Annotated in this window: 24 protein-coding genes, 8 tRNA genes, 1 rRNA gene and 1 riboswitch; of the genes, 29 read left to right on the plus strand and 4 right to left on the minus strand. The window is 42.9% G+C overall.

Annotated features, from left to right (window positions below; translation table 11 throughout):
• The first annotated feature begins 28 nt into the window (after positions 1-28).
• The 17 genes from rrf to trxA (D8792_RS09475) all read left to right on the plus strand — a co-directional run bounded on the left by rrf (position 29) and on the right by trxA (D8792_RS09475) (position 8076).
• A 5S ribosomal RNA gene (gene rrf / locus D8792_RS09390) occupies positions 29-144 on the plus strand.
• A gap of 29 nt (positions 145-173) precedes the next feature.
• A tRNA-Val gene (locus tag D8792_RS09395) sits at positions 174-246 on the plus strand.
• A 7-nt stretch (positions 247-253) separates the two neighbouring features.
• Positions 254-324: transfer RNA gene (locus D8792_RS09400), tRNA-Gly, on the plus strand.
• A 34-nt stretch (positions 325-358) separates the two neighbouring features.
• Positions 359-432: transfer RNA gene (locus tag D8792_RS09405), tRNA-Ile, on the plus strand.
• A gap of 15 nt (positions 433-447) precedes the next feature.
• A tRNA-Glu gene (locus D8792_RS09410) sits at positions 448-519 on the plus strand.
• A gap of 8 nt (positions 520-527) precedes the next feature.
• Positions 528-617 (plus strand) — tRNA-Ser (locus tag D8792_RS09415).
• 13 nt (positions 618-630) lie between these two features.
• Positions 631-704, plus strand: a tRNA-Met gene (locus D8792_RS09420).
• A 70-nt stretch (positions 705-774) separates the two neighbouring features.
• Positions 775-846: transfer RNA gene (locus D8792_RS09430), tRNA-Gln, on the plus strand.
• A gap of 7 nt (positions 847-853) precedes the next feature.
• Positions 854-937: transfer RNA gene (locus D8792_RS09435), tRNA-Leu, on the plus strand.
• Positions 938-1112: 175 nt separating this feature from the next.
• Entirely contained in the window at positions 1113-2105 is a 993-nt protein-coding gene (locus tag D8792_RS09440) for an ABC transporter ATP-binding protein (protein WP_125373797.1), read from the plus strand.
• 1 nt (position 2106) lies between these two features.
• Positions 2107-2925 (plus strand): ABC transporter permease, encoded by an 819-nt coding sequence (locus D8792_RS09445; protein ID WP_125373798.1) that lies wholly within the window; start codon positions 2107-2109, stop codon positions 2923-2925.
• A 1-nt stretch (position 2926) separates the two neighbouring features.
• Positions 2927-3712 carry an ABC transporter permease gene (locus D8792_RS09450; protein ID WP_125373799.1) on the plus strand — a complete coding sequence of 262 codons (786 nt, stop codon included), beginning with the start codon at positions 2927-2929 and terminating at the stop codon, positions 3710-3712.
• A gap of 212 nt (positions 3713-3924) precedes the next feature.
• Positions 3925-4335 (plus strand): GNAT family N-acetyltransferase, encoded by a 411-nt coding sequence (locus D8792_RS09455; protein WP_125373800.1) that lies wholly within the window; start codon positions 3925-3927, stop codon positions 4333-4335.
• Positions 4336-4410: 75 nt separating this feature from the next.
• Positions 4411-4713 (plus strand): hypothetical protein, encoded by a 303-nt coding sequence (locus D8792_RS09460; protein ID WP_005591116.1) that lies wholly within the window; start codon positions 4411-4413, stop codon positions 4711-4713.
• Complete coding sequence (locus D8792_RS09465) at positions 4713-5264, plus strand: CvpA family protein (RefSeq protein WP_125373801.1); 552 nt, start codon at positions 4713-4715, stop codon at positions 5262-5264. Before D8792_RS09460 ends, D8792_RS09465 begins: the two co-directional genes overlap by 1 nt.
• 69 nt (positions 5265-5333) lie before the next feature.
• Entirely contained in the window at positions 5334-7667 is a 2334-nt protein-coding gene (locus D8792_RS09470) for an endonuclease MutS2 (protein WP_125373828.1), read from the plus strand.
• Between the two features lie 94 nt (positions 7668-7761).
• A complete protein-coding gene (trxA, locus tag D8792_RS09475) occupies positions 7762-8076 on the plus strand; it encodes a thioredoxin (RefSeq protein WP_125373802.1) in 315 nt (104 codons plus the stop codon).
• Between the two features lie 160 nt (positions 8077-8236).
• Here the strand turns inward: trxA (D8792_RS09475) and D8792_RS09480 are convergent, their stop codons facing one another.
• Positions 8237-8755 carry a DUF4865 family protein gene (locus D8792_RS09480; protein WP_185758439.1) on the minus strand — a complete coding sequence of 173 codons (519 nt, stop codon included), beginning with the start codon at positions 8753-8755 and terminating at the stop codon, positions 8237-8239.
• Between the two features lie 108 nt (positions 8756-8863).
• Here D8792_RS09480 and D8792_RS09485 point away from each other — a divergent pair, with 108 nt between their 5' ends.
• The 11 genes from D8792_RS09485 to D8792_RS09535 all read left to right on the plus strand — a co-directional run bounded on the left by D8792_RS09485 (position 8864) and on the right by D8792_RS09535 (position 19696).
• The gene (locus D8792_RS09485) at positions 8864-9610 is read left to right on the plus strand and encodes a LysR family transcriptional regulator (protein ID WP_125373803.1); all 747 of its coding nucleotides are present in this window, start codon (positions 8864-8866) and stop codon (positions 9608-9610) included.
• Positions 9611-9709: 99 nt separating this feature from the next.
• Entirely contained in the window at positions 9710-10117 is a 408-nt protein-coding gene (locus D8792_RS09490; RefSeq protein ID WP_125373804.1) for an SRPBCC family protein, read from the plus strand.
• Between the two features lie 89 nt (positions 10118-10206).
• Positions 10207-10521, plus strand: coding sequence for a thioredoxin (gene trxA, locus D8792_RS09495; protein ID WP_045498501.1), 315 nt, complete (start codon positions 10207-10209; stop codon positions 10519-10521).
• 168 nt (positions 10522-10689) lie between these two features.
• A riboswitch (glycine riboswitch) is annotated at positions 10690-10779 on the plus strand.
• Positions 10780-10869: 90 nt separating this feature from the next.
• The gene (locus tag D8792_RS09500) at positions 10870-12201 is read left to right on the plus strand and encodes an alanine/glycine:cation symporter family protein (protein ID WP_125373805.1); all 1332 of its coding nucleotides are present in this window, start codon (positions 10870-10872) and stop codon (positions 12199-12201) included.
• A gap of 148 nt (positions 12202-12349) precedes the next feature.
• The gene (gene nrdR / locus D8792_RS09505) at positions 12350-12823 is read left to right on the plus strand and encodes a transcriptional regulator NrdR (protein ID WP_125373806.1); all 474 of its coding nucleotides are present in this window, start codon (positions 12350-12352) and stop codon (positions 12821-12823) included.
• A gap of 6 nt (positions 12824-12829) precedes the next feature.
• A complete protein-coding gene (locus D8792_RS09510; protein ID WP_125373807.1) occupies positions 12830-13984 on the plus strand; it encodes a replication initiation and membrane attachment family protein in 1155 nt (384 codons plus the stop codon).
• On the plus strand, positions 13985-14884 hold the full coding sequence (gene dnaI, locus D8792_RS09515; protein ID WP_125373808.1) for a primosomal protein DnaI: 900 nt from the start codon (positions 13985-13987) through the stop codon (positions 14882-14884).
• Complete coding sequence (locus D8792_RS09520; RefSeq protein WP_125373809.1) at positions 14881-15597, plus strand: NADPH-dependent oxidoreductase; 717 nt, start codon at positions 14881-14883, stop codon at positions 15595-15597. The genes dnaI and D8792_RS09520 overlap by 4 nt, the downstream gene beginning before the upstream one ends.
• A 42-nt stretch (positions 15598-15639) precedes the next feature.
• Positions 15640-16950, plus strand: coding sequence for a ribosome biogenesis GTPase Der (gene der, locus D8792_RS09525; protein ID WP_048765864.1), 1311 nt, complete (start codon positions 15640-15642; stop codon positions 16948-16950).
• A 290-nt stretch (positions 16951-17240) separates the two neighbouring features.
• Positions 17241-18419, plus strand: a complete 1179-nt coding sequence (locus D8792_RS09530) for a hydroxymethylglutaryl-CoA synthase (RefSeq protein ID WP_125373830.1) — start codon at positions 17241-17243, stop codon at positions 18417-18419.
• A complete protein-coding gene (locus tag D8792_RS09535; RefSeq protein WP_125373810.1) occupies positions 18416-19696 on the plus strand; it encodes a hydroxymethylglutaryl-CoA reductase, degradative in 1281 nt (426 codons plus the stop codon). Before D8792_RS09530 ends, D8792_RS09535 begins: the two co-directional genes overlap by 4 nt.
• 171 nt (positions 19697-19867) lie before the next feature.
• Here D8792_RS09535 and D8792_RS09545 read toward each other — a convergent pair whose 3' ends face one another.
• The 3 genes from D8792_RS09545 to pflB all read right to left on the minus strand — a co-directional run bounded on the left by D8792_RS09545 (position 19868) and on the right by pflB (position 23538).
• Entirely contained in the window at positions 19868-20326 is a 459-nt protein-coding gene (locus D8792_RS09545; RefSeq protein ID WP_125373811.1) for a threonine/serine exporter family protein, read from the minus strand.
• 4 nt (positions 20327-20330) lie between these two features.
• Complete coding sequence (locus D8792_RS09550) at positions 20331-21104, minus strand: threonine/serine exporter family protein (protein WP_125373812.1); 774 nt, start codon at positions 21102-21104, stop codon at positions 20331-20333.
• A 118-nt stretch (positions 21105-21222) separates the two neighbouring features.
• Complete coding sequence (gene pflB, locus D8792_RS09555; protein ID WP_005591101.1) at positions 21223-23538, minus strand: formate C-acetyltransferase; 2316 nt, start codon at positions 23536-23538, stop codon at positions 21223-21225.
• Positions 23539-23891: 353 nt separating this feature from the next.
• Between pflB and dinB the strand changes: the two genes are divergently transcribed.
• Positions 23892-24956 carry a DNA polymerase IV gene (dinB, locus tag D8792_RS09560; RefSeq protein WP_125373813.1) on the plus strand — a complete coding sequence of 355 codons (1065 nt, stop codon included), beginning with the start codon at positions 23892-23894 and terminating at the stop codon, positions 24954-24956.
• Positions 24957-24969 lie beyond the last annotated feature (13 nt).

Genomic DNA, 24969 nt, shown 5'->3' on the forward strand with positions numbered 1-24969 from the left:
ATAAGATATTGTAAGTTAATTCAGCAAGTTAAGTGACGATAGCCTAGGAGATACACCTGTACCCATGCCGAACACAGAAGTTAAGCCCTAGAACGCCGGAAGTAGTTGGGGGTTGCCCCCTGTGAGATATGGTAGTCGCTTAGCAGGATAGGAAGTCGGAGTGCTTCCTTTTTGGGAGTTTAGCTCAGCTGGGAGAGCATCTGCCTTACAAGCAGAGGGTCAGCGGTTCGATCCCGTTAACTCCCATATTCAAGCGGGTGTAGTTTAGTGGTAAAACTACAGCCTTCCAAGCTGTTGTCGCGAGTTCGATTCTCGTCACCCGCTTTGAACAGAAGTTCATACCAAGTTTTTATAACTTGGGCGCGTAGCTCAGGTGGTTAGAGCGCACGCCTGATAAGCGTGAGGTCGGTGGTTCGAGTCCACTCGTGCCCATTTGAATAGTAATATGGTCCGTTGGTCAAGGGGTTAAGACACCGCCTTTTCACGGCGGTAACACGGGTTCGAATCCCGTACGGACTATATATTTTGGAGGATTACCCAAGTCCGGCTGAAGGGAACGGTCTTGAAAACCGTCAGGCGTGTAAAAGCGTGCGTGGGTTCGAATCCCACATCCTCCTTAGATTAGAATATCGCGGGATGGAGCAGCTAGGTAGCTCGTCGGGCTCATAACCCGAAGGTCGTAGGTTCAAATCCTGCTCCCGCAATTTGGCTCGGTAGCTCAGTTGGTAGAGCAATGGATTGAAGCTCCATGTGTCGGCGGTTCGATTCCGTCTCTGGGGTATCGCCAAGCGGTAAGGCAAGGGACTTTGACTCCCTCATGCGTTGGTTCGAATCCAGCTACCCCAGTTACTTTGCCGGCGTGGCGGAATTGGCAGACGCGCTGGACTCAAAATCCAGTGTCCGCAAGGACGTGCCGGTTCGACCCCGGCCGCCGGTATAGTAATAAAGACAAGGTTTTCGGATCTTGTCTTTTTTTACCAATTTTTATCTTTGGGTTATTTATAATTTCTTATGTTATGCTAGATCGTCTGATTTTTTGCTTTTTTCTTTATTTTGCGTTAAATTAGACATTGTGAAACGAGTTACCGAAGACTTTCTAAAGGGAGAAATGTATGGCAATGATAGAAGTGGAACATCTTCAGAAAAATTTTGTGAAGACAGTCAAGGAACCGGGATTGAAGGGGGCTTTGCGCTCCTTTATTCATCCTGAAAAGCAGACCTTTGAAGCGGTCAAGGATTTGACCTTTGAGGTGCCCAAGGGGCAGATCTTAGGCTTTATCGGGGCCAATGGTGCTGGAAAGTCAACAACCATTAAAATGCTGACAGGAATTTTGAAACCGACATCTGGTTTTTGTCGGATTAATGGCAAGATTCCGCAGGATAATCGCCAAAACTATGTCAAAGATATTGGAGTGGTCTTCGGGCAAAGAACCCAGCTATGGTGGGATTTGGCTCTGCAAGAGACCTACACGGTCTTGAAAGAGATTTACGACGTGCCAGACTCGCTCTTCCATAAGCGTATGGACTTTTTGAATGAAGTTTTGGATTTGAAGGAATTTATCAAAGACCCCGTGCGGACTCTTTCACTTGGCCAACGGATGCGGGCGGACATTGCGGCTTCCTTGCTCCACAATCCTAAGGTTCTCTTTTTAGATGAGCCGACCATTGGCTTGGATGTGTCGGTCAAGGACAATATTCGTCGGGCCATTACCCAAATCAATCAGGAGGAAGAGACCACTATTCTCTTGACCACTCACGACTTGAGCGACATTGAGCAACTTTGTGATCGGATTTTTATGATTGATAAGGGGCAAGAGATTTTTGATGGAACGGTTAGCCAGCTCAAGGAAACATTTGGCAAGATGAAGACTCTTTCCTTTGAACTGGTACCAGGTCAAAGTCATCTCGTTTCTCACTACGAGGGTTTGCCTGATATGACCATTGATAGACAAGGAAATAGCCTTAATATTGAATTTGATAGTTCACGCTATCAATCAGCTGATATTATCAAGCAAACCCTGTCTGATTTTGAGATTCGCGATTTGAAGATGATGGATACGGATATTGAGGATATTATCCGTCGCTTCTACCGAAAGGAGCTCTAAGATGGTCAAATTGTGGCGACGTTATAAACCCTTTATCAATGCAGGGATTCAGGAGTTGATTACCTATCGAGTCAACTTTCTTCTTTATCGGATTGGCGATGTCATGGGTGCTTTTGTGGAATTTTATCTCTGGAAGGCTGTCTTTGATTCCTCGCAAGAGTCTTTGATTCAGGGTTTCAGTATGGCAGATATCACCCTCTACATAATCATGAGTTTTGTGACTAATCTTCTGACTAGGTCGGATTCTTCCTTTATGATTGGTGAGGAGGTCAAGGATGGTTCCATTATCATGCGTTTGTTGAGACCGGTGCATTTTGCGGCCTCATATCTTTTCACAGAGCTTGGATCCAAGTGGTTGATTTTTATCTCTGTTGGACTGCCATTTTTAAGTGTCATCGTATTGATGAAAATTTTATCTAGGCAAGGGGTTGTAGAAGTGCTAGGATTAACCATCCTTTATCTCTTTAGCTTAATCCTAGCCTACCTGATCAACTTTTTCTTTAATATCTGCTTTGGATTTTCAGCCTTTGTGTTTAAAAATTTATGGGGCTCTAATCTGCTTAAGAATTCTCTGATTGACTTTATGTCTGGGAGTTTGATTCCCTTGGCTTTCTTTCCAAAGATCGTATCAGATATTCTGTCCTTCTTGCCTTTTTCATCCTTGATTTATACTCCAGTTATGATTGTTGTTGGAAAATACGATGCCAGTCAGATTCTTCAAGCACTCTTGCTACAGTTCTTCTGGCTCATAGTGATGGTGGGCTTGTCTCAGTTGATTTGGAAACGAGTCCAGTCTTTCATTACCATTCAAGGAGGTTAGTATGAAAAAATATCAACGTATGCATCTGATTTTTATCAGACAATACATCAAGCAAATCATGGAATACAAGGTTGATTTTGTGGTTGGTGTTTTAGGTGTCTTCTTGACCCAAGGCTTGAACCTCTTGTTTCTCAATGTACTCTTTCAACACATCCCTTCCTTGGAAGGCTGGACTTTTCAGGAGATTGCCTTTATCTATGGCTTTTCCTTGATTCCCAAAGGATTGGACCATCTCTTTTTTGATAATCTCTGGGCACTAGGCCAGCGCCTGGTGCGAAAGGGAGAATTTGACAAGTATCTGACTCGTCCTATCAATCCTCTCTTTCATATTCTGGTTGAGACCTTTCAGATTGATGCCTTGGGCGAACTCTTGGTCGGTGGAATCTTGCTAGCGACAACGGTATCTAGTATTGCTTGGACTCTTCCAAAATTCCTGCTTTTCCTAGTCTGTATTCCTTTTGCGACCTTGATCTATACTTCCTTGAAAATCGCGACTGCCAGCATCGCTTTTTGGACTAAGCAGTCAGGCGCTATGATTTACATTTTCTATATGTTTAATGATTTTGCTAAGTACCCGATTTCGATTTACAATTCCCTTCTTCGCTGGTTGATTAGCTTTATCGTGCCTTTCGCCTTTACGGCCTACTACCCTGCCAGCTATTTCTTGCAGGACAAGAATGGACTCTTTAACATTGGTGGTTTGATTCTGATTTCCCTTGTTTGCTTTTTCATTTCCCTCAAACTTTGGGATAGGGGTTTGGACGCCTACGAAAGTGCAGGATCGTAAGAGTGAGTATAAATAGAGGGCGATATGCATGCAGAAAATCTATGAATAAGAGAACTATTAGATACAGTATAAGGACAAGGTTTGCTGCCTTGTCTTTTCTAATACATTTTAAGGTATCTATCTTTCAAATTTTTACTTTTGGAATGAATAAATTCTACTTATCTTGCTAAAATGGTAGAATAGATTTAAGATTTGATAAGAAGGAGAGCCTAATGAAATTGAGATTGGAAAATAAAGAATCTGAACGTGTCCAAGAACTTGGGAATTTAATTCGAGCTTATAATCGCTCTAAAAGGGAAGCTTCAACAAGTGAGCCTCTCAATATCTTTGTCGAAGATGAAGACGGCGATTTAATGGGAGGTCTGGTAGCCGAGACGTTTGGTTATTGGCTGGAGATTGAGTATTTATATGTGAGTGAGGATTTACGAGGGAAAGGGCTTGGTTCCCATATTTTGCAAAGGGCGGAAGAGGAAGCTCGTGACAGGAAGTGTAAGTATTCATTTGTGGATACCTTCCATTTCCAAGCGCCAGATTTTTATAAAAAGCATGGCTATGAGGAAGTATTTAGATTAAAAGAATATCCTTATACAGGTGAGCGATATTATTATACGAAAGAGTTATAATTTATCCAAGGATAGATAGCAGATTTCTACCTGACAAATGTCGCGATTTTTGGTATAATATCATGAGGTGATTTTATGGCAAATTTGAATAGATATAAGTTTACATTTGGAAGCAAAACCTTAACTTTAACAACAGAACACGATAATCTTTTCATGGAAGAAGTGGAGCGGGTTGCCAAGGAAAAATATAAGGCCATTAAAGAGCAGATGCCTGCAGCAGATGATGAAGTCTTGGCCATTTTGCTGGCGATTAATAGTTTATCTACCCAGCTCAGCCGCGAGATTGAGTTTGATGATAAGGAAAAAGAATTGGAAAGCCTTCGTCACAAAATGCTCAGTGAGCTGAGAGAAAAGTCAGCTAATACAGGGGAAAGATAGTGTTTGCAATTATTATTTTACTAATATTAGCTTGGAGCTTTTATATTGGCTACTCGCGTGGGATTGTTCTGCAGGGTTATTATGCTGCTATGACGATTGTATCCATGCTGGTGGCTGGAGCTCTATATCAGGACTTGGCTAAGTCTATCAGCTTGTGGGTGCCCTATGCTAGCGCTGTTAAAGGCAGTTCAACTTATTTCTTTGCGAGTTCCCAACTTTTCCATTTGGATAAGGTTTTTTATGCGGGGCTGGCTTATCTTCTTGTTTTCAGTCTTGTTTATATAGTAGGCCGCTTTTTGGGGATTTTTGTAAATTTAATTCCCTATCCGAATAAGTGGGATACCAAAGTTTTTAATATGGTCAGTGGGGCTATTGCAGTCTTCATCGCACTCTTTGTTATCGAGATGGGACTGACTATTTTAGCTACTGTGCCTATGTCCTTTATCCAAGAACGCTTAAATTCGAGTTTGCTGATTCGGTTTATTATCAATCATACGCCTGTAACTTCATCCATTTTACATGACCTTTGGGTCACAAAAATTATCGGATAATTAAGACTCAGTTGCCCTGTAGCTGAGTTTCTTTTTCAGTTTAAATCATATAGAAATAGAATGAACATGATGAATCATAAAATTTTAGAAACTTTGGAATTTGATAAAATTAAGGAGCTTTTTTCTCCCTATCTACTGACTGAGCTGGGAGAATTGGAGTTAAAGCAGCTCCAGCCAAACAGCAAAAAAGAATCAATTGTTGCTGCTTTTTTGGAAATGTCCGATATGCGGCAGATTTTTGTGCAACATCCGCACTTTAGTTTGGGAGCGATTCAGGATATTAGGGGTTTGACCAAGCGCCTAGAGCTGGATAGTGACCTGAATATCGAGGAGTTTTTGGCCCTCAAGCGGGTCTTAGCTGTGACGCATGAGCTGGTATCTTTCTACGAGGACTTGGAAAATGTCCAATTGGAGCGTTTGGATCGCCTTTTTAACAATTTAGTAGAGTTTCCTAGTATTCAGGGAAGCCTGCAAGCTATCAATGATGGGGGCTTTCTCGAAAGTTTTGCTAGTGAAGAGTTGAGTCGTATTCGCCGGAAAATCCAAGAAAATGAAGTTCAGGTTCGAGATATTCTGCAAGAAATTCTCAAAACCAAGGGTGACATGCTGGCAGACCAAGTGGTGGCCAGCCGGAACGGCCGTAATGTACTACCTGTGAAAAATACCTACCGTAACCGTATTGCGGGTGTCGTTCACGATATTTCGGCCAGCGGAAGTACGGTTTACATTGAGCCGCGGGCGGTGGTCAATCTCAATGAAGAGATTGCTAGCAGTCGGGCGGACGAGCGCTATGAAATTCAGAGGATTTTGCAGGCTATGTCCGATATGATACGGCCTCATGCGGCTGAAATTGCCAACAATGCTTGGATTATCGGTCATCTAGATCTGGTGCGTGCCAAGGTCCGCTTCATGCAGGAGACGGGAGCGGTGGTGCCAGACCTGTCAGAAGAGCAGGATATCCAACTACTCAGTGTCCGCCATCCCCTGATTGAAAATGCAGTGGCTAATGACCTGCATTTCGGGCCAGACTTGACAGAGATTGTCATTACCGGACCTAATACGGGTGGTAAGACCATCATGCTGAAGACTTTGGGCTTGGCTCAAATCATGGCCCAGTCAGGTCTGCCGATTCTGGCGGACAAGGGGAGCCGCGTCGGGATTTTCAGTCAGATTTTTGCAGACATTGGTGATGAGCAGTCCATTGAGCAGAGCCTATCGACTTTCTCCAGTCACATGACTAATATCGTCTCTATTTTAGAGCAGGTTGATAGCGAGAGTTTGGTCCTGCTGGATGAGCTGGGAGCTGGGACTGACCCGCAGGAGGGAGCAGCTCTGGCTATTGCTATCTTGGAAGACTTGCAGCTGAGACAGATTAAAACTATGGCGACTACCCACTATCCTGAGCTCAAAGCCTATGGGATTGAGACGGACTGGGTGGAAAATGCCAGCATGGAATTTGATACAGATAGTTTGCGGCCGACCTACCGCTTTATGCAGGGGGTACCTGGCCGCTCTAATGCCTTTGAAATTGCTCGGCGTTTGGGCTTGTCGGAAGTTATCGTTGGCCACGCCCAAGAGCAGACAAATACGGATAGTGATGTCAATCGAATTATCGAGCGACTGGAGGAGCAGACGCTGGAAAGCCGCAAGCGCTTGGATAATATCCGTGAGGTCGAGCAGGAAAATCTCAAATTTAACCGAGCCCTCAAAAAACTTTACAATGAGTTTAACCGAGAAAAGGAAATCGAGCTCAATAAGGCACGCTTGGAAGCCCAGGAAATCGTTGATTTGGCTTTGTCAGAGAGTGAGAGCATTCTCAAAAATCTCCATGATAAGTCCAGTCTTAAACCGCATGAGATTATTGAAGCCAAGGCTCAGCTTAAAAAGTTGGCACCTGAAACCGTTGATTTATCAAAGAATAAGGTACTCAAGCAGGCCAAGAAAAATCGGGCGCCCAAGGTGGGAGACGATATTCTAGTGACCAGCTATGGTCAGCGGGGAACCTTGGTCAAGCAGCTCAAGGACGGCCGCTGGGAAGCTCAGGTTGGTCTAATCAAGATGACTCTAGAGGAACAGGAATTTAATCTTCTCAAAGCTGAAAAGGAACAGCAGCCTAAGCGCAAGCAGGTCAATGTGGTCAAGCGAACCAATACCAATGGTCCAAGAGCCAGACTGGATCTGCGTGGCAAGCGCTATGAAGAGGCCATGGAAGAGCTTGATGCCTTTATCGATCAGGCCCTCCTTAACAACATGGCTCAGGTGGATATTATCCACGGTATCGGAACGGGTGTTATCCGTGAAGGAGTGACCAAATACCTCCGTCATAACAAGCAGGTCAAGTCCTTCGGCTATGCTCCGCAAAATGCCGGAGGCAGCGGCGCGACGATTGTAATCTTTAAGTAGGGAAGCATAGGGCACTGCCGTAGTAAATATTTTCTTTTCCTCTGTGTTTGGTGTACAATATTATCAAAAGTAAGCTATTCAAAGGAGAAGATTTATGGTAGCAGCAGTTACAGATGCAACATTTGCTGAAGAGACAAAAGACGGACTGGTTCTGATTGATTTTTGGGCAACATGGTGTGGTCCATGCCGTATGCAGGCGCCTATCTTGGAGCAGTTGGCAGAGGAAGTTCATGAAGATGAACTGAAAATCCTCAAAATGGATGTGGACGAAAATCCTAATACTGCTCGTGAATTCGGCATTATGTCCATTCCGACTCTTCTGTTCAAAAAAGACGGTCAAGTCGTTAAGCAAGTAGCTGGTGTTCATACAAAGGAGCAACTGAAGGCTATTATCGCGGAATTGAGTTAATATCATAGCCAAAAAATCGTTACATGTCGTAACGATTTTTTCATTTAGCCGATGACAGTAAAGGTCATACAATTTTGGGAAGAGCAAGTATACTATCATAGTGTGCAAAATACTGAAGAAGTGTTTGCTCAGGCGTTTCCCTATAACTTATCATAAGCACTTATTGTGAAATGTGCAAAATTTCAAATGTTGATAGTTGTGTGTCGGGTTTATTGGTATAAAAAGTAAAAATACATTTTTTCCATTTATCAGGATTGAAAATAACGGCTTTGCCACTTTCGTTGTTTTGCATTTGCTCGTGAATGGTAAAGGATTTTAAACTTTCAGATGCTTCTATATCAATGACTTCTAATGTAGCATATTTACTTGAGTCAAAATGATCAGATATTTCGACTGATGAAGTTATTCCGATTTCAATATTTTGCCAGCCAAACGAATTTAAAATATGATCAAAGTAACCATCAAATATGAATTTTGTCATTCCGTTAGTATTTTTCCAGATATATAGTGGACAATAACTATTAAATAATTGGCCTTCAGACTTTTCAGAGATTAAATAAACTTTGAAAAATAAATCGTCGAATCCATCCATCAAATGACCTGTATTTCGGACACGTTGTCTAATGATATCCATATCATAATCTGATGGTAATTTTATAGTATATTGCATTGCTTGCATAGCAGCACCCCTTTTCTAATTAACTATTGATAGTATAAATAATTTATATCATGTTGAATAATACTTAAAAATGATATAATTATCATAAAAAGTGATAGGGTGTTTTAAATGAATTTTAATGATATGAGCATTTTTGTGACGATCTATGAGACAAGATCAATAAACAAAAGTTCAAAGATCTTACAATATGCGCAATCTAATCTCAGCGCTAGATTGAAAGTGCTTGAAACTGAATTAGATACGAAATTATTTTACAGAAAATATAATGGTTTAGTTCCGACAAAAAGTGGAGACTTATTTTATCAATTTTGTAAGGAAACTTCTAACAATTTAGAGAAATTAAAAAAGAAATGTGAAACCTCGAAAATATCCATCTTAATTTCAGAATTATTATTCAATCACGATATTAATAATTCACAAACAATTGATTTGAATAAAAGTGAGATCAATATCCAAAAAACTTCGGATATACCAATCATTGCTCATCAGGAAGACTTTGATAAAATTTTTTGCTTTCAAAAAATTGAAAATTTAAAGCATTATGATGAGACTATCGGGCATATCGAGTCAGTTTATGCTTGTTCGAGCAATATAAAGGCTACTGAGGAAATGCCTATATTCGTTAATAAAGATAAAAATTGCCCTTTTAGAAAACAAAGCTTAATGAAGTTTGCTCATTTAAAATCAGTTGTAGAAATTGATTCTTTTGAGAACATTATCAGCTTAGTTGAAAACGGGAAAGGAATCGCACTATTGCCTAAATGGTTAAATAAGAGAGCGAAAATCAAGCCATACGACCAAGACATCGTTCTGATTCCATTTTATCAGTATGAAAAGAAGAACCAAAGCAGGTAGCTCATTTAGAAGAAATGCTAATGCTAGAGTGGGAAACCATTTGACAAATTTAATAAATACACTTATAATAAGCATACATATCATAAAGGAGATTTTATAATGGAATTTAGTTTTAGTTTAACCATAAAAGCATCAAAAGAAGATGTATGGGCCTACTATGAAAATATTGAAAAGTGGTATGACTGGGAAGAAGATTTAAAAAATATTACATTAAATGGTGAATTTAAGACAGGATCTTGTGGGATGATGGAACTCGAAGGAATGCCCCCAATGGAATATCAGCTGACACTTGTCAAGCCCTTTGAGGAATTTTGGGATAAAACAGCGACCCCGTTTGGAGATATCCTTTTTGGTCATCAGATCATTGAGAATAATGATGGCACTGTAAATGTCAAGCACACCGTAGCTTTAGATAGCATAGATCAGCAACATTTGGAATTTTTAATCCAAGTTTTCTCAGATGTCCCTCAATCTATTTTTATTTTAAAAAATTGTTTGGAAAAATAAGAATTCTCTACTTTGCTAGAGAATTTTTTTATTTTTCTAAATTTAGTGTACAATGATATCAAAAGTAAGCTATTCAAAGGAGAAGATTTATGGTAGCAGCAGTTACAGATGCAACATTCGCTGAAGAGACAAAAGACGGACTGGTTCTGATTGATTTTTGGGCAACTTGGTGCGGTCCATGTCGTATGCAGGCGCCTATCTTGGAGCAGTTGGCAGGGGAAGTTCATGAAGATGAACTGAAAATCCTTAAAATGGATGTGGATGAAAATCCAAATACTGCCCGTGAATTTGGCATTATGTCCATTCCGACCCTTCTGTTCAAGAAAGACGGTCAAGTCGTGAAGCAAGTGGCTGGTGTTCATACTAAGGAGCAATTGAAGGCTATTTTGGCGGAGTTAAGCTAAGAAAGAAACCCCAGGGCTTCTTTTTATGTCAAAAAGCGCTTACATCTTCAAAGTTTTTCATAAAACATTGACAAAAAACGAATATTATTTTAAAATAATAGAAAATTTAGAATAAACACCGAATGAAGTTTTTCAGAAATAAGCGTTTGAGCCTTATGACTGTGAAATGGACGGAACTCTGGAGAGACCATGATTGGCACCGAAGGGGCAAGGCAGGCAACTGCTCAAACTCTCAGGTAAAAGGACAGAGCAAGGGAAGGACAGGAAACGGTCGTTCTCAGGCATCCAGAGTACATGTTTACACATGTACTTTTCTTTTTCTCGGTGTGGAAAAGGAGCAGAAGATTTATGTTGAAATTGTTGAATCAAATTGATTCTCTGGTCTGGGGGCCTCCCCTCTTGATTTTATTAGTTGGAACAGGGCTTTATCTGACACTTCGTCTGAGGTTGCTACAGATTTCGCGCCTTTCTCGCGCCTTTCGCTTAATTTTTGTTTCCGGCGAGGATCATCATGGAGACGTGTCTAGCTTTGCAGCTCTTTGTACAGCATTGGCAGCCACGGTTGGCACGGGGAATATTATCGGTGTAGCGACTGCCATAAAAGTTGGTGGACCGGGCGCCTTATTTTGGATGTGGCTAGCAGCTTTCTTTGGAATGGCAACCAAGTATGCCGAAGGTTTATTAGCAATCAAGTATCGTTCTAAGGATGCTCACGGAGCTGTTGCTGGTGGTCCCATGCATTATATCCTATTAGGAATGGGCGAAAAATGGCGTCCGCTGGCTATCTTCTTTGCTGTAGCGGGTGTCTTGGTGGCTCTTTTAGGGATTGGGACCTTCACACAGGTGAATTCCATTACAGAAGCTATGCAGAATACCATTCAGCTGCCTCCAGCTGTGACTGCCTCTATCTTGGCTATTTTGGTGGCTCTGGTTATTTTTAGCGGTATCCAGTCTATTGCTCGAGTGTCGACCAAGATTGTGCCTTTTATGGCGGCTATTTATATCTTGGGGACTGTGACTGTATTAGCAGTCAATCTAGATCGTTTGCTGCCAACTCTTCAGCTAGTCTTTAGTTCTGCATTTAGTCAGACGGCTGCTGTCGGTGGCTTTGCTGGTGCAAGCATGCGGATGGCCATTCAAAATGGGGTAGCTCGTGGCGTCTTTTCAAATGAATCTGGTCTAGGGTCAGCGCCCATTGCAGCGGCGGCGGCTAAGACCAAGGAGCCGGTCGAGCAAGGCTTGATTTCGATGACGGGAACCTTTATTGATACCCTCATTATTTGTAGTTTAACTGGTCTGACAATCTTAGTCACTGGCGTTTGGAATAGTGATTTGAACGGCGTTAGATTGACACAAGCAGCATTTTCTACGATATTCTCTAGTTTCGGTCCTGTTCTTCTCACTATTTTTCTGGTTCTTTTTGCCTTTACTACAATTTTAGGCTGGAACTACTATGGTGAACGTTGTTTTGAGTTCCTGTTTGGCGTCAAATATATTCGCTTGTACCGGATCATATTTGTCGCCATGGTGCTTTTAGGAGGCTTTATCGAGTTAGAAGCAGTTTGGGTTATTGCCGATATTGTCAATGCCTTGATGGCCTTGCCAAATCTGATTGCTCTTTTGGTCTTATCTCCTGTTATTATTGCCGAAACCAAAAAGTATTTTGACAAGAAGGGCTGAGTTTCCATTTGCTTGATTTTTGAAAGAAGGTTACCTTGCTAAAGCTGCTTTGCTAGCTTTAGTTTTTTTATGGGCGAGAAATCTATCGTCTTTTGTTATTGGCCAAAACATGGTATAATGAAGTATTAAGATTCTAGGAGGAAATGACATGCGTTGTCCCAAATGTGGCGGAAGCAAATCAAGTGTGGTTGACAGCCGGCAGGCAGAAGATGGAAATACAATCCGTCGTCGCCGTGAATGCGAGGAATGCCAGCATCGTTTTACAACTTATGAGCGCGTGGAAGAAAGAACCCTAGTCGTTGTCAAAAAAGATGGAACGCGTGAGCANTTTTCTCGGGATAAGATCTTTAACGGAATCATCCGCTCCGCTCAGAAGCGTCCGGTATCAAGTGATGAGATTGAAGAATTGGTCAATCGGATTGAGCAAAAGCTCCGCAGTCAGAGTGAAAATGAAATTGCTAGCGAATATATTGGCTCTCTGGTTATGGATGAGCTGGCCGAACTGGATGAAATTACCTATGTCCGTTTTGCCAGTGTTTATCGGAGTTTCAAAGATGTTGGCGAGCTGGAAAGCCTTTTGAAGCAGATTACCAAGGGTTCTAAGAAGAAAAAGGAAAAATAGGGGCTTATGAAACCAAATGATCATTTTTCTTTCTTGTCTAATAACCAGGTCGGTCAAGATGTGAGCGGGCTGGTCCGTTATTATCTACCCATTGTGGGTAAGGATGCAGTGGCACTTTATCTTTATCTGGTTTCTTTTTGGGATAATGGAGCTCAGCAGCGACTTTTCAGCCATATTTTAAATCATCTTGATTTTGGTATGGAAGTGTTGGAGAGAAGTTTGGAGCGCCTATCAGCTATTGGATTGCTAGAGCTTTTTCAGACTGAGACGGGATTTTCCATCCGCCTCTATCCAACCTTGTCCGCTGAGGACTTCTTTGCTCACCATGTGTACAGTAGTCTTTTGGAGAAAAAGATTGGTCAGGCGGCGGTAGATAAGCTACGACCGGAAAATCCAGCTGGGCAAAAGATCAGTCCTTCTTTTAGCCAGATTTATGGCATGGATGACGTCAGTCCGACGAGAACTAGTCGCCAAAATGATTTTGATTTGACGCATTTTAAACAGAGAATGGCTCAGGATGGCTTGCGTTTTGCAGATGAAAAAGCGGACCTCTTGGACTTGTTTACCATTGCGGAGCAGAAGAAATGGACTTGGTATGAGACCTATGTCTTAGCGCGTGAAACGGCTGTGTCGCATGTGATTTCGACGAAAAGGATGCAGCAAAAAATTCAGCAAAAGCCAGTTTCGGGAGACTTTTCTCCGCAAGAGCAGTCTATTATTCGTGAGGCCAAAAGCAAGCAGCCACTACTCTTTTTGGCCGAGATCAAGAAAACTCGTCAAGCGGCCATTACGCGTAGTGAACGGAAACTGATTCAGGATTTGGCAGAGATGGGGCTTTTGGATGAAGTTATCAATATCATCCTGCTCTTGACTTTTAATAAGGTGGATTCAGCCAACCTCAATGAGAAGTATGCCCTCAAGGTGGCCAATGACTTTTCTTATCAAAAGGTGGCCTCGGCTGAAGAGGCAGTCCTGAAAATCCGTGAGCGCAACCAGCAGACGAATACTCGTCCTGCGCAAGTCAGCCCAGCTTCTGCTAAAAGCAATGTGCCGAATTGGAGTCAGCCGGATTACAAAAATGAAACTAGCTTAGAAAAACAAGCGGAACTAGAAGAACAAAAAAGAAGACTTTTAGCGAGACTGGAAGAAGGAGGCGATTAAATGGAAAAAATAGGACAGGCGATGCCTCATATGAATAAGGTGAAGCAGTTTGATTATCAAAAATTAGTCCAGCAGATTTTAGCAGATCCAGATATCGCTGCCTTTATCAGTCGAGAACAACTGTCTCCAACCGAAATTCAGCGGAGCATTTCTAAGTTCAATCAATACATTACCGAACGCGATCGCTTCCTGCTAGAAGATCAGAACTATATTGCCAAGGGTTATAAGCCGATTTTGGTGAAAAATGAAGGCTATGCGGATGTTGCCTATGAGGAAACGCCTGAGTTGATTGAGCAGGAGAGACAGGAAGCGATTAGAAGCCGTCTCAACCTTATCAATCTGCCAGCCAGTTTAAAAGAGGCTAGTTTGGCCAAAGTGGATTTAGACGATGTCGGTCGCTACAAAGCTTTCGAGCTCTTGACCAGTTTTGTTGCGGACTTTCCGCATTATCAAAAGGCTGTTTATCTCTACGGAGATTTCGGCGTGGGTAAGAGCTACATAATGGCTGCTCTGGCGCATGATTTGTCAGAAAAGCGCAGTGTCTCAACGACTCTTCTCCACTATCCGAGCTTTGTTTTGGATGTTAAAAATGCGATCAGTTCTGGCTTGGTCAAGGACAAAATTGACCAGGTCAAGACAGCTCAAGTGCTGATTTTGGACGATATCGGTGCTGAGCAGTCTAGTCCATGGATGCGGGATGAGATTTTGCAGGTTATCCTCCAGCACCGTATGCAGGAAAATCTGCCGACTTTCTTCACTTCTAACTTTAGTTTTGCAGATTTGGAGCGTCACTTTGCCAACTCGAAGAATGGCGATGAGACTTGGCAGGCTAAGCGGGTAATGGAGCGGATTAAGTTTTTAGCTCAAGAAGTACACCTAGAAGGAGAGAATCGCCGATGAATGAAACAATTAACTTGATGAATGCTCACACGTCTGTTCGTCGCTTTACGGAGGAGCAGATTTCGGATAAGGAATTACGTACTATCATTGATGCTGGACGTGCTGCTTCCAGTTGGAAAAACTTCCAGTCCTATTCTATCATCGTGGTGCGCAGCCAGGAGAAAAAAGAGGCTCTTTTTGACTTAGTTCCGCAGAAAGCAATTCTTCAGGCATCAGCCTTTTTGCTCTTTGTAGGAGACCTCAATCGAGCTAAAAAGGGAGCTGCGCTACATACAGAAGATTTTTATCCGGAGGGAACTGAAAATATCCTCATTAGCTCGGTAGATGCTGCTTTGGCAGGGCAAAATACCCTCTTGGCAGCTGAAAGTCTGGGTTATGGCGGTGTTATTATTGGTTTAGTTCGCTACGAAGCTTCAAAAATTGCCCAGCTATTTAATCTGCCAGACTATACTTATCCAGTTTTTGGTATGGCTTTAGGAAAACCAAATCAAAACCATGCTGTCAAGCCACGCCTGCCCTATGAAGCGGTGGTCTTTGAGGAAGAATACTGTGAGCAGGGAAGCTCAGTTATCGAGGCCTATGACCGTGTGCAGGCTGAGTATGCTGGAGAGCGAGCACAGGATACTTGGAGCCAGCGTTTGGCAGCTCAATTTGGTCAGGAGCCGAATCAAGCGATTGACCAGCTGTTCAAAGAAAAGAAATTAGAAAATTAAGGCGGAGCTCTGCTCTGTCCCAAAGAATGAAAGAGGGAAAACATGGCTTTACCAACTATTGCCATTGTCGGCCGTCCTAATGTCGGCAAATCAACGCTTTTTAATCGGATTGCGGGAGAGCGGATTTCCATTGTTGAAGACGTGGAAGGGGTTACCCGAGACCGAATCTATGCGACGGCAGATTGGCTGAATCGTAAGTTTAGTATCATTGATACGGGCGGAATTGACGATGTTGATGCGCCTTTTATGGAGCAAATCAAGCATCAAGCTGAGATCGCTATGGACGAGGCTGATGTCATCGTTTTTGTCGTGTCCGGCAAGGAAGGCATCACTGATGCGGACGAGTATGTCGCTCGCATGCTCTACAAGACCCACAAGCCGATTATCTTGGCGGTTAATAAAGTGGACAATCCCGAAATGCGCAATGAAATCTATGATTTCTATGCGCTGGGCTTGGGAGATCCATTCCCTGTATCTTCTGTCCACGGGATTGGTACAGGGGATGTTCTGGATGCTATCGTTGAAAATCTTCCACATGAGGAAGTGGTTGAAAATCCTGATATGATTAAGTTTAGCTTGATTGGTCGTCCTAATGTCGGCAAATCTAGCTTGATCAATGCTATCTTGGGTGAGGATCGGGTCATTGCCAGTCCAGTGGCTGGTACCACGCGCGATGCGATTGATACGGTCTTTACGGACAGTGAAGGTCAGGAATTTACCATGATCGACACGGCTGGTATGCGCAAGTCAGGCAAGGTCTATGAAAATACAGAGAAATACTCTGTTATGCGGGCTATGCGGGCAATCGATCGCTCAGATGTCGTTCTGATGGTGCTGAATGCTGAAGAAGGGATTCGTGAGTACGACAAGCGAATCGCTGGCTTCGCCCATGAAGCAGGAAAAGGAATGATCATCGTCGTCAATAAGTGGGATACGCTGGAAAAAGACAACCATACCATGAAAGACTGGGAAGAGGATATCCGAGACCAGTTCCAGTACTTGTCTTATGCACCGATTATCTTTGTCTCTGCTCTGACCAAGCAGCGTCTCCATAAGCTGCCGGACATGATTAAGCAAATCAGTCAGAGTCAGAATACCCGTATTCCATCAGCGGTGCTTAATGATGTCATCATGGATGCTATCGCCATTAATCCGACACCGACTGACAAGGGCAAACGTCTCAAGATTTTCTATGCGACTCAAGTAGCGACTAAACCGCCAACCTTTGTCATTTTTGTCAACGAAGAAGAGCTTATGCACTTCTCATACCTGCGTTTCTTGGAAAATCAAATCCGCAAGGCCTTTGTCTTTGAAGGAACACCGATTCACTTGATTGCAAGGAAACGGAAGTAGGACTCGCTTTGGACTATTTATAAAGAAAAAAACAAGAGATATTTCAAGGAGTTTATGGAGGGAAGCTTATCCTTAAATCCATAAATTTGCCAGCTCAAAATTTGGAATAGACTGATGAGGGAAACTGAATTGGAAAATTGGGTTTCTCTCATTTTTTGATGAGAAACTTTCTCCGTCTCAAGTCGGATTTGAGCTTAAAAAATGGTTTTTAAAAGAGTTTTAGCCTTAATTATGGTAAAATAGTGTCTGAATACTATTAGCTATCAAATGAATTGAATGAGGTCTTTATGATGAAAATCGGAATCGATCAAATCGGTTTTGCGACCAGCAATTATGTTTTAAAATTAGATCATCTGGCTGAGAAGCGGGGTATTGATCCTAATAAACTCAGTAAGGGATTGTTGATGAAGGAGATCAGCATTGCTCCTTTAACCGAGGATATTGTCACTCTGGGTGCGACAGCGGCTGAACAAATCTTGACCGTAGAGGATAAGCAGGTCATTGATATGGTCATTGTCGCAACGGAGTCTAGCATCGACCAAAGCAAGGCGGCTTCGGTCTTTATTCACGGTCTTTTGGGGATCCAGCCCTTTGCTCGTAGCTTTGAAATGAAGGAAGCCTGCTACGCTGGAACTGCTGCTCTAGACTATGCCAAGCTACATATCAAACAATATCCAGAAAGCAAGGTCTTGGTCATCGCTAGTGATATTGCAAAATACGGGATAGAGGCGCCAGGCGAGCCGACTCAAGGTGCAGGCGCAATTGCTATGCTGATCAGTCAAAATCCACGAATTCTGGAGTTCAACGATGACAATGTGGCCCAGACTCGTGATATTATGGATTTCTGGCGCCCAAATTACTCTACGACTCCTTACGTCAATGGTGTTTACTCAACCCAGCAGTACCTAGATTGCCTTAAGACGACTTGGAAGGAATACCAAAAGCGTCATGGTTTAGCTTTGGGAGACTTTGCAGCGGTTTGTTTCCATCTTCCCTATCCCAAATTAGCACTCAAAGGTTTAAATAAAATTATGGATAAAAGCTTGTCTCAGGAGGAGCAAAAAGGCCTGCAAGAAAACTTTGATAAGTCTATTCTTTATAGCCAAAAGGTCGGAAACATCTACACAGGCTCGCTCTTTTTGGGGCTCTTGTCCCTCTTAGAAAACTCTGAAAATCTTAAGGCTGGTGACAAGATTGCTCTCTTTAGTTATGGTAGTGGTGCTGTCGCTGAGATTTTCAGTGCCAATCTGGTAGAAGGTTATGAAAAACAGCTGACGACTAATCGTTTGGAGAAATTAAATAAACGGCAGGAACTGACGGTCGCTGCCTATGAAGAGCTTTTCTTTGCAGAAGCCCAGCTGGATGAAAACGGCTCAGCTGTCTTTTCTGGCTACGATGACCAAGTTTATGCCTTGGTTCAAATCGACCAACACCAGCGCAAGTATATCAAAGTTGAGAAACCATCATGAAAATAAATTGGACTGGCTTTTCTAAAAAGACACCTACAGAGCGGCTAGAGTTTCTGAAAGCCCATGGCCTACTCCAGGATGAGAATTGGCAAAACCTTGCTAATCAAAGCCATTTACCGCTGGAGACAGCCAATCAAATGAGTGAAAATGTGCTTTCTATTCTGGCTTTGCCTTATTCGATTGCACCGGACTTTCTCATAGATGGGCAGGTTTATCCGGTACCTTTTGCAACAGAGGAGCCTTCTGTCGTTGCTGCTGCTAGTTTTGCAGCAAAAATCATCAAGCGTAGCGGTGGTTTCAAGACCAAGATTCATAATCGGCAGATGATTGGGCAGGTCGCACTCTATGATGTACCCGATGTAGCTAAAGCCTTAGAGCAAATCCAAAATGAGAAGTCAGCTTTGCTGGAATTGGCGAATCAAGCCCATCCTTCCATCGTCAAGCGAGGTGGTGGGGCGCGTGATTTGAGAACGGATTTCCTGGAGGGAGAGACGGACTTTCTAGTCGTCTACCTTGTCGTGGACACTCAGGAAGCCATGGGTGCCAATATCCTTAATACAATGCTGGAAGCCCTAAAAGAACGGTTGGAGGAGTTAACAGGTGGACAGAGCTTGATGGCTATCTTATCTAACTATGCGACTGAAGCGCTCGTAACAGCCTCTTGTGAAATTGATTTCCATTCACTCAGTCGAGATAAGGCAGAAGCCGAACGCACCGCTAAAAGAATCGCTCTAGCCAGTCAGTTTGCAAAGCAGGATCCTTATCGGGCCAGCACGCATAATAAAGGTATTTTTAACGGAATTGATGCAGTTCTTTTGGCGACAGGAAATGACTGGCGGGCCATTGAAGCCGGAGCCCATGCCTATGCTGCTCGCGATGGCGGCTACCAAGGATTGAGTCAGTGGGAGGTCGATCTAGAGGCAGGTAAGCTCTATGGCCAGTTGACTCTACCCATGCCTGTTGCGGCCAAGGGAGGCTCCATTGGGCTTAATCCAATGGTTGTCGCCAGTTTTGATTTATTAGGGCAACCTACAGCCAAAGAATTGGCTTCGATAATTGTCTCTGTCGGCTTAGCGCAGAATTTTGCAGCCTTGAGAGCGCTGGTGACCACGGGAATTCAGGCTGGCCACATGAAGCTCCAAGCTAAATCCCTAGCTTTATTGATCGGTGCTCAGGAAGATGAGATTGCTGCTGTTGTTGCAGAACTTCTCAAAGAAAAGCAATTCAATCAGGCAAAAGCCAAGGAAATTTTAGCTAAAATGCGTAAAGAAAAATGAGGCTGGGACAAAAGTCCTAGCCTCTCAATTGTCTTTGGATTGTCGAGCAAGCCGCAGTGGTTGAGTGGGCTCTACTAGGCTGATTTCATCAGCTTTTACAGCCCTACTCAACTGTGCGGAGGTGGGACGACGAAATCGAATTCTAACGAATGACCGATTTCTGTCCCACTCTCATTTTTTATAGTGAAGAGGATGTTTCTTAAGGTAGCTGTAAATCTTTAAGACGACAGTCCCGCTAGCCATCCCGATAGAGATGACCAAGGCTAGGATGACGACCAAGGTAGCATGAACCATGGCCTGACTATAATCGCCTGTCACAAAAAAGGCCGTTGTCCGATAGGAAATATAACCAGGCACTAGAGGAGCCAGAATAGCCAAAATAAAGACGACAGCTGGCGTTCTATAGATGATGCTGAGGATTTGGCTGGCACAGGAACCAATGATAGCAGCCACAAAGGTTGCAATAATGACATTGGTCGGTCCTTTGAGCAGGAGATAGAGTAGCCAAGTGGCCATTCCTAAGACTCCGCCAGGAATCAGCATACTCCGCTGGACATTTAGAACGATTAAAAAGGTGATGATGGCCAGTAGGCTGGCAAGGGCTTGCAGTAAGAAAGTCAAGATTGTCATAGGCTTATTTCATAATAAGGAGGGCGACAGAGGTACCTGCACCGAGAGCAAGGGTAATGAGGAGCGATTCAAAGAGCTTGCTCATCCCAGAATTGATATGGCTGGTCATGATGTCACGCACAGAGTTGGTCAGAGCGATTCCTGGGACGAAGGGCATGACAGCCCCTGCAATAATCAAGTCTGCTGTTGAATCGAAGCCTGAATAGCGAGCCCAAATCTGGGCCAATAATCCAAAGACGAAAGCCCCAGCAAAGGCTGATACGAAAGGAATCCGAATGTATTTATCGACATAAAGGGAGAAAGAAAAGCCAAATAGGGTCGCTATACCAGCCCCAAGAGCATCGTAGAAATTTCCTCCGAACATGATCGAAAAGAAGGGAGCACTGAGCGTAGCAGCTGTAATCAGTTCTTTTTTGCTATAAGGAAGTTTTTTTATTTTAAGTTCCTTTAGTTGTTCAAGCGCTTCTTCCAGATTGATGGCACCACTAACCAGTTGGCGAGAGACTTGATTGACATCACAGACCTTCTCGATATTATAGTTCGTATGGATATTTCGCTTCATTCGAGAAATATTGGTATTTTCAATGGAAAAGAATATGGCAACTGGCATGGCCAAGGCATTGCAGTCCATGATGCCCTGCGAATGGGCGATCCGGATCATGGTGTCTTCGACCCGATAAATCTCTGAACCACTTTGTAATAGCAAAGTCCCAGCTAGCATGATAACATCGACGGCCAGATTAAGATTTTTTTCATCTGTAGACATTTTCTCAGCCATTATATCCCCTTTTTTCATTTCACAATAACTCTATTATAACACAAATGCTCAAAGCTATCTCTCCAAAGCAAAAGAAAACCAGCTGATTTTCAGCTGGTTTTACAATTAGGAAAGAGGCTTAGCTAAGTGCATCATCCATAGAAAGAACTTCGTGGAAGACACGTTGTGTCAATTCAGTCTTTTGCTCTGGAGTGAGGTATTTAGTGTTTACACAGTATCCAGAGATACGTACGATAACATCTTCGCCAGACATGATCTTGTCGTAAACATCTTGCAAGTCCATAACGTTCAAGTTAACGTGTTGTCCACCGTTTTCGAAGTAACCATCAAGAATTGTTACCAAGTTGTCCACTTGTTCGTCACGAGTCTTACCAAGAGCGCGTGGTGAAACTTGTGTTGTCAATGAGATACCGTCAGCTGCGTAACCAAAGTCAAGGCTCGCAAGTGAGTTCAAGTTTTGCAACCAGCCACCTTTCGCTTTGTTAGATGGGTTAGCACCTGGTGAGAAGAATTCAAGTTTAGACAAGTTCACAGAACCATCTTCGTTAAGGTATACACCTTTGTGGACTGGTGAGTTACCAGTTTGTTTAGAGTAAGCAACGTTAGATGTGATTGTCAAAAGTGATACAGTAGCTTCTGCGTCTTTGTAAAGTTTGTGGCTACGTAGACGAGTTGTGTAAGCTTCGATCAACCATTCTGCCAATTCGTTTGAACGTGGGTCATCTTCACCCCAACGTGGGTATTCACCGATTGTTTCGTAATCGTAGATGTAGCCATTTTCGTCACGGATTGGTTTAACTGTAGCGTATTTGATAGCTGACAATGTGTCAACAGTGTTAGCGAATCCGCAGATACCGAATCCCATGTTAGCACGTTGTTTAGTTGGCAAGAAGGCCATTTGAACAGCTTCGTAGTTGTATTTGTCAGTCATGTAGTGGATGATGTTCAAAGCATCTACATAAGTGTCAGTCAACCAGTCAAGTGATTTTTCAAAGTTCGCTTTAACTGATTCGAATTCAAGAACTTCATCACGGATAGGATCGATGTCAAATACTTTGTAATCTTTATGCACATCATCGTAACCACCGTTCAAACCAGTAAGAAGAGCTTTCAATACGTTTACACGAGCACCGAAGTACTGGATGTTGTGACGTTGATCTTCGTTTTCTGGGTCAAGTGGTGACACACAGCATGAGATACAGCTCATTTCTCCGTATCCGTCTTTAGCCATTGTTGTTACACCTTCGTATTGGATAGAAGAGTGTTTGTGGCTCATATGCATACAGTAGCGGCGGAATGAGTATGGAAGCTTGTCAGTCCAGAGAACTGTCAAGTTTGGTTCTGGAGAGTTACCGATGTTGTCAAGAGTGTTCAAGAAACGGTAGTCCATCTTCGTAACACGGTGACGACCGTCGTTACCCATACCAGCCATAGAAGTTGTGATGAAGGTTGGGTCACCTGAGTACAATTGGTCATAGGCTTTTGTACGAGCAAATTTAACTGTACGAAGTTTCATAACGAAATCATCAACAAATTCTTGGATTTCTGATTCAGTAAATGTACCACGAGCAAGGTCACGTTCTGCAAAGATATCCAATACGATTGGCACACGTCCTAGAGATGTAGCAGCACCGTTGATAACACGGCAGACAGCCATAAAGGCGATGTTAACCCATTGGATTGCTTCTTTAACGTTCATCGCTGGTTTGCGAACGTCAACTCCGTAAAGATCACCCAAGCGAACAACTTGTTGCAAAGCTTGGTATTGAAGGTTTACTTCTTCACGAAGACGGATTGTTTCTTCGTCGATTTCTTTGATAGCATTCCAGTCGTTGACTTTTTCTTGCATCAAGTAGTCTGCACCGTAAAGAGCAAGACGTGCGTAAACCCCGATGATACGTCCACGTGAGTAAGCATCTGGAAGACCAGTTACAGTGTGGGCGTGACGAGCACGGCGGATGTTAGAAGTATAAGCACGGAAAATACCGTCGTTAACAGTTGTCACATATTTTGTGAAAATTTCGTGAACAGCAGGATCTGGTTCGTATCCATTTTCCTTCAAAGTTGTTTCAGCCATGCGGATACCACCTTTTGGCATGAAGTTCAATTTGAAGAGTTCATCGTTTTGAATACCGTAAATTAGTTCGTTATCTCTGTCAATATAACCAGCAGGGATATCTGCAATAGATGTTGGACGAGTGTCCATTGGGAAACGAGTTTCTTCGTAGTGAGCTTTTGTTTCTTCTACGATTTTTTTGATGTGGAGTGAGCGCTCAGTAGGACCTGCCAAGAAGCTTTCATCTCCATCATAAGGTGTGTAATTGGCTTGAACGAAGCGAGAAACACTTGCTTTCTCTTTCCAGTCTTCACCTTTGAAGCCTTCCCAGGCCTTGTCAAAAATGTCTTGAGCTTCCACAACTGTTTTAACAACCATTAGATTTTCCTCTTTATTCTAGCAACATAAACTGTTACATTTATAATTAAAGTATATCATAAGGTAATCGGTTTCACAAACGAATTTCAGTGCTAAGAGAGGCTTTCTTTTATAATACAGATTGATATTTTTCGTAAACTGTCTTATAATTTTGAAAATGTAAATGAAAATAGTAGGAAGATTTGGATAAACCGAGTTGCAGGATACTTGTTTTACATTTTATTTTGATCATACTTACCCAGTACTGAAAGTTTCTTGTTTTCTCTGGTCATACTTTTGGATAAAAATCCTTTGAAACTTGCTTTAAAAATGATAAAATTTCTTAAAGAGCTATTCTACTTATAGGAGACGGCATGTTAATTTTTCCGCTAATCAATGACACATCGCGAAAGATCATTCATATTGATATGGATGCTTTTTTTGCTTCGGTCGAAGAGCGGGACAATCCTAAACTAAAGGGAAAGCCTGTGATTATCGGTAGTGATCCGCGTCAGACGGGTGGACGTGGTGTGGTTTCGACTTGTAATTATGAAGCCAGAAAGTTCGGAGTTCATTCAGCTATGAGTTCCAAGGAAGCCTATGAGCGCTGCCCGCAGGGAATTTTTATCTCGGGGAATTACGAAAAATATCAGGCGGTTGGTTTGCAGATCCGAGAGATTTTTAAGCGCTATACGGATAAAATTGAGCCCATGAGTATCGACGAGGCCTATCTGGATGTGACGGAAAATAAGCTAGGGCTTAAATCTGCGGTCAAGATAGCCAAGCTGATCCAGCATGATATCTGGAATGAACTGCAGCTGACGGCTTCTGCAGGCGTTTCTTATAATAAATTTCTGGCCAAGATTGCCAGTGACTATGAGAAGCCGCACGGTCTGACGGTCATTCTGCCTAAAGAGGCAGAGGCCTTTCTAGCCCCCATGGACATTGCTAAATTTCATGGGGTGGGTAAGAAGAGTGTCGAGAAACTGCATGAAATGGGTGTTTATACTGGTGCGGATCTGCTCAAAATACCAGAAATGACCTTGATTGATAAGTTCGGCCGCTTTGGCTTTGATCTCTACCGGAAAGCGCGTGGTATCAGCAATAGTCCGGTCAAGTCCAATCGTATTCGCAAGTCTATCGGTAAGGAGCGAACTTATGCCAAATTGCTCCATGGCGAGGAGGATATAAAAAAAGAACTATCTCGCTTGGCAGCTAAGGTCGCCCTCAGCTTAGAGAAACACCAGAAGGCTGGCAAGACAGTTGTCCTTAAAATCCGCTATGCTGACTTTTCAACCTTAACCAAAAGGAGGACCTTAGAGCAAGAAACGAGGGAAGGAGAAATGATTGAGCGGGTTAGTCATGAAATTTATGACAGCCTGGAAGAGCAGCCGCGAGGCGTTCGCTTATTAGGACTGACAGTGACGGGATTTAGGTAAAAATTATAATAAA

Origin of the sequence: Streptococcus cristatus (assembly GCF_003943505.1) — a bacterium.
GTDB classification, from domain to species: domain Bacteria; phylum Bacillota; class Bacilli; order Lactobacillales; family Streptococcaceae; genus Streptococcus; species Streptococcus cristatus_E.

Coding starts and splice junctions, on each gene's coding strand:
- D8792_RS09440 (WP_125373797.1), top strand. CDS start 1,113: ATGGCAATGATAGAAGTGGAACATCTTCAGAAAAATTTTGTGAAGACA.
- D8792_RS09445 (WP_125373798.1), top strand. CDS start 2,107: ATGGTCAAATTGTGGCGACGTTATAAACCCTTTATCAATGCAGGGATT.
- D8792_RS09450 (WP_125373799.1), top strand. CDS start 2,927: ATGAAAAAATATCAACGTATGCATCTGATTTTTATCAGACAATACATC.
- D8792_RS09455 (WP_125373800.1), top strand. CDS start 3,925: ATGAAATTGAGATTGGAAAATAAAGAATCTGAACGTGTCCAAGAACTT.
- D8792_RS09460 (WP_005591116.1), top strand. CDS start 4,411: ATGGCAAATTTGAATAGATATAAGTTTACATTTGGAAGCAAAACCTTA.
- D8792_RS09470 (WP_125373828.1), top strand. CDS start 5,334: ATGAATCATAAAATTTTAGAAACTTTGGAATTTGATAAAATTAAGGAG.
- trxA (WP_125373802.1), top strand. CDS start 7,762: ATGGTAGCAGCAGTTACAGATGCAACATTTGCTGAAGAGACAAAAGAC.
- D8792_RS09480 (WP_185758439.1), bottom strand. CDS start 8,755: ATGCAAGCAATGCAATATACTATAAAATTACCATCAGATTATGATATG.
- D8792_RS09485 (WP_125373803.1), top strand. CDS start 8,864: ATGAATTTTAATGATATGAGCATTTTTGTGACGATCTATGAGACAAGA.
- D8792_RS09490 (WP_125373804.1), top strand. CDS start 9,710: ATGGAATTTAGTTTTAGTTTAACCATAAAAGCATCAAAAGAAGATGTA.
- trxA (WP_045498501.1), top strand. CDS start 10,207: ATGGTAGCAGCAGTTACAGATGCAACATTCGCTGAAGAGACAAAAGAC.
- D8792_RS09500 (WP_125373805.1), top strand. CDS start 10,870: ATGTTGAAATTGTTGAATCAAATTGATTCTCTGGTCTGGGGGCCTCCC.
- D8792_RS09510 (WP_125373807.1), top strand. CDS start 12,830: ATGAAACCAAATGATCATTTTTCTTTCTTGTCTAATAACCAGGTCGGT.
- dnaI (WP_125373808.1), top strand. CDS start 13,985: ATGGAAAAAATAGGACAGGCGATGCCTCATATGAATAAGGTGAAGCAG.
- D8792_RS09520 (WP_125373809.1), top strand. CDS start 14,881: ATGAATGAAACAATTAACTTGATGAATGCTCACACGTCTGTTCGTCGC.
- der (WP_048765864.1), top strand. CDS start 15,640: ATGGCTTTACCAACTATTGCCATTGTCGGCCGTCCTAATGTCGGCAAA.
- D8792_RS09530 (WP_125373830.1), top strand. CDS start 17,241: ATGAAAATCGGAATCGATCAAATCGGTTTTGCGACCAGCAATTATGTT.
- D8792_RS09535 (WP_125373810.1), top strand. CDS start 18,416: ATGAAAATAAATTGGACTGGCTTTTCTAAAAAGACACCTACAGAGCGG.
- D8792_RS09545 (WP_125373811.1), bottom strand. CDS start 20,326: ATGACAATCTTGACTTTCTTACTGCAAGCCCTTGCCAGCCTACTGGCC.
- D8792_RS09550 (WP_125373812.1), bottom strand. CDS start 21,104: ATGGCTGAGAAAATGTCTACAGATGAAAAAAATCTTAATCTGGCCGTC.
- pflB (WP_005591101.1), bottom strand. CDS start 23,538: ATGGTTGTTAAAACAGTTGTGGAAGCTCAAGACATTTTTGACAAGGCC.
- dinB (WP_125373813.1), top strand. CDS start 23,892: ATGTTAATTTTTCCGCTAATCAATGACACATCGCGAAAGATCATTCAT.